Origin of the sequence: Mesorhizobium sp. M7D.F.Ca.US.004.01.2.1 (assembly GCF_003997785.1) — a bacterium.
GTDB classification, from domain to species: domain Bacteria; phylum Pseudomonadota; class Alphaproteobacteria; order Rhizobiales; family Rhizobiaceae; genus Mesorhizobium; species Mesorhizobium loti.
Genome location: NZ_RZRQ01000512.1, coordinates 1 through 2993, shown reverse-complemented (window position 1 = coordinate 2993; position 2993 = coordinate 1). Strand labels below are relative to the sequence as shown.

Annotated in this window: 4 protein-coding genes and 1 pseudogene; 3 read left to right on the top strand and 2 right to left on the bottom strand. The window is 61.6% G+C overall.

Annotated elements, in window-relative coordinates; all coding sequences use genetic code 11:
- On the bottom strand, positions 1-137 hold a 137-nt coding region (locus tag EN993_RS33950), incomplete at its 3' end, for an FAD-dependent oxidoreductase (protein WP_127266063.1).
- Between the two features lie 209 nt (positions 138-346).
- Between EN993_RS33950 and EN993_RS33945 the strand changes: the two genes are divergently transcribed.
- The 3 genes from EN993_RS33945 to EN993_RS33935 all read left to right on the top strand — a co-directional run bounded on the left by EN993_RS33945 (position 347) and on the right by EN993_RS33935 (position 2748).
- A complete protein-coding gene (locus EN993_RS33945; protein ID WP_109668557.1) occupies positions 347-817 on the top strand; it encodes an RDD family protein in 471 nt (156 codons plus the stop codon).
- Between the two features lie 140 nt (positions 818-957).
- Positions 958-1722 carry an arginyltransferase gene (locus tag EN993_RS33940; protein ID WP_109668555.1) on the top strand — a complete coding sequence of 255 codons (765 nt, stop codon included), beginning with the start codon at positions 958-960 and terminating at the stop codon, positions 1720-1722.
- 129 nt (positions 1723-1851) lie between these two features.
- A complete protein-coding gene (locus EN993_RS33935; protein WP_109668553.1) occupies positions 1852-2748 on the top strand; it encodes an EamA family transporter in 897 nt (298 codons plus the stop codon).
- 19 nt (positions 2749-2767) lie between these two features.
- Here the strand turns inward: EN993_RS33935 and EN993_RS33930 are convergent.
- Positions 2768-2993: pseudogene (locus tag EN993_RS33930) on the bottom strand (AI-2E family transporter); the annotation flags it as partial.

Here is a 2993-nt window from a genome sequence, read left to right as displayed (position 1 = left end):
GTGCCGGTATGCACGGAGACACCGCCTAGACGCCGGCCGCGGTCGACCACCAGCACCGATTTGCCGAGCTTGGCCGACTGCACCGCGGCACGGCGACCGGAAGGGCCGCTGCCGATGACCAGCATGTCGTAGTCCATCTTGCCCCGTCCCCTACCCCTGAGCGCTTTGTTGCGCCGCAGCAAGCTAATGCCATCCGCGTCGCAAATTCAACCGGTTCAGATTGCATCTCACGCTGTTTGAGTTCGTGCGCCGCAAAAAGCCCGATCTTGATTCCGCGACGGGCCCTCACCATTTCATTGTTGAGCGGCCCGCACCCTATGTAGGGCCCCTGTTACGAGGAAATGACATGAACGCGCGCGTTCTCGACGGCGAAATCATCACCAGCAGGCTTGACGATGTCAGGGCCTATGACGGCGTGCGCACGAAGCGCATCCTGGCCTTCGTGATCGACTATGTCATCGTCGCGCTGCTCACCATTCCGTTTGCCATATTGGTGTTCTTCCTCGGGCTTTTGACCCTCGGCCTTGGCTGGATGCTGTTCGGCGTCCTGGTGCCGGCCGTCGCCATCCTCTATATCTGGAACACGCTGGGCAGCACCGACCAGGCCACCACGGGCATGAAGATGATGGGCATCCGCCTCGACCGGCTTGACGGCAGGCCGATCGACGGCCTCACCGCGGTCGTCCATTCGGTGCTGTTCTGGGCCGGCAACGTCATCCTGTCGCCGCTGGTCCTGCTGGTGACACTGTTTTCCGACCGCAAGCGCACCTTGCACGACCTTTTGCTTGGCACGGTCGTCAGCCGCACCGACCGCTGAAACGGCCCTCTGAAGAGCAGTCGCAACCGATTGAGCGCAAATATGAAGGCGTCGAGTCGACCACGTCTCCACAATCCTGTTGAATTTTTCGCCGTCCGCGCCAAAGGTAGAGCGATTCGAAGGAGTGTTTTCAAGGCTCGATGACGCAGCATCCGACCCAGTCGCCGCAGTTCTTCCTGACCGCGCCGTCGCCGTGTCCCTATCTCGACGGCCAATTCGAGCGCAAGGTGTTCACGCACCTGGTCGGCGACAAGGCGGCGGAGATGAACGACCTGTTGACGCAAGGCGGCTTCCGGCGTTCGCAGAACATCGCCTACAGGCCGGCATGCGAGACATGCCGCGCCTGCGTTTCGGTACGCATCCTGGCCCAGGAATTCGTCGCCAGCCGCAACATGAAGCGCGTGTTGCAGCACAATTCCGACCTCGTCGGCCATATGCACAATGCCGAGCCCTCGACCGAACAATATTCCCTGTTCCGCAGCTACCTCGATGCCCGCCACCGCCGTGGCGGCATGTCCGACATGACGGTGCTCGACTATGCGATGATGGTCGAGGACACCCATGTCGACACCAAGGTGATCGAGTATCGGCGGCGCGGGCCCGACACCTTCATCACCGGCAAGGGACAGGGCGAGCTGATCGCGGTGGCGCTCACCGACAAGATGGCCGACGGCCTGTCGATGGTCTATTCCTACTTCAATCCCGATTTCGAGGAGCGTTCGCTCGGCACGTTCATGATCCTCGACCACATCGCCCGCGCCAGGGCGATGGGCCTGCCCCATGTCTACCTCGGCTACTGGGTCAACGGCTCGCGCAAGATGAATTATAAGATGCGCTTCATGCCGCAGGAGCATCTCGGCCCGAAAGGCTGGGAGCGCTACACCAACGAAGCGGTCACACGCTAATTACTCTTTCCCAAGTCCGGGCCTAAACATTTTCAACTGAGATGATGCCGGTCTTTCCGCTGGTTGGCGGAGAGTGTGCGATTGCGCCGATCCGCCGTCCTCTCCCGAATTCATTGCGAAAGCCGCTGCATGTCGTCTCACGATGCTCACACCAAAGGACTTCTGCTCACCGCATTTGGCGGACTGACGCTGACCGTAGACATCCCGCTGATCCGGCTCGCCCATGGCGAGGCGTGGACGATCTTGCTGCTGCGCACCGGCTGCACCGTTCTTGCCGGGCTTGTCATTTGGACGGTGTGGCGCTCGTTGAGCGACAGGGCGCCACAGCTCGTTCCCGGACGGCTGGGACTTGCGGTAGCAACGCTCTACGGGCTTGGCTCGATCGCCTTCATTACCGCCGTCTACAACACCTCGACCGCCGACCTCGTCTTCATCCTCGCCTTCACCACCATGTTCTCGGCGCTGCTTTCCTGGCTGTTCCTGAAGGAGCGGCCACGACCTCTGACTCTGGTGGCGCTGGCATTGATGATCGTTGGGATTGCCATCATCGTCGGCGACTCCATCGGCAACGGATATCTGTTCGGCGACATCATGGCCTTGTGCTCGGCCCTGTGCGTCGCCTGCGCCATCACCATCTCGCGGGCGAGCGGCAAGGATATGGGCTTCACCGCGCTGATCGGGGTGGTGCTGCCTTTTGCCGTCGCCGCCTTCATGGTTTCGAAGACCGGCTTTCAGGTGGAGGCGCCATGGTGGATCATCCTCAACGGCGCCGTCATCATGCCGATAGCGTTCTTCTGCCTCGCCAACGGGCCGAAATACATCTCAGGTCCCGAGGTGGCGATGTTCTATCTCCTGGAAACGGTTCTGGCGCCGGTCTGGGTATGGATGATCTTTGCCGAGACGCCGTCGCGCAACAGCCTGATCGGCGGCGCGATCCTGATCGTCACGCTGATTGCGCATTCGCTGTGGCAACTGCATGAAGGGCGCAAGCGCCGTGCCGACCTTGCGGTGCATCATCCGGTGTAGCGCAGGCCGGCTTTCGAGATCAGGCGCTGGCTTTCTTCGCCACGTCAGGTTCCGGCAGGACCTCGATTTGCGGGCCGGCTTCGATTTCGACTGGCGAGCCCGGGACGATTTCGTCGGTCAGCTCCACCTCGCGTAGCCATTCGCGCCAGATCGCGACCAGCAGGGCCATCAGCACCGGGCCGATGAACAGGCCGAGAAAACCCATGGTCTTGACGCCGCCGATCAGGCCGAAAAAGGTCGGCAGG

Bases quoted from the DNA above. Each gene is read 5' to 3' on its own strand.
- EN993_RS33945 (WP_109668557.1), top strand. From the start codon at position 347: ATGAACGCGCGCGTTCTCGACGGCGAAATCATCACCAGCAGGCTTGAC.
- EN993_RS33940 (WP_109668555.1), top strand. From the start codon at position 958: ATGACGCAGCATCCGACCCAGTCGCCGCAGTTCTTCCTGACCGCGCCG.
- EN993_RS33935 (WP_109668553.1), top strand. From the start codon at position 1,852: ATGTCGTCTCACGATGCTCACACCAAAGGACTTCTGCTCACCGCATTT.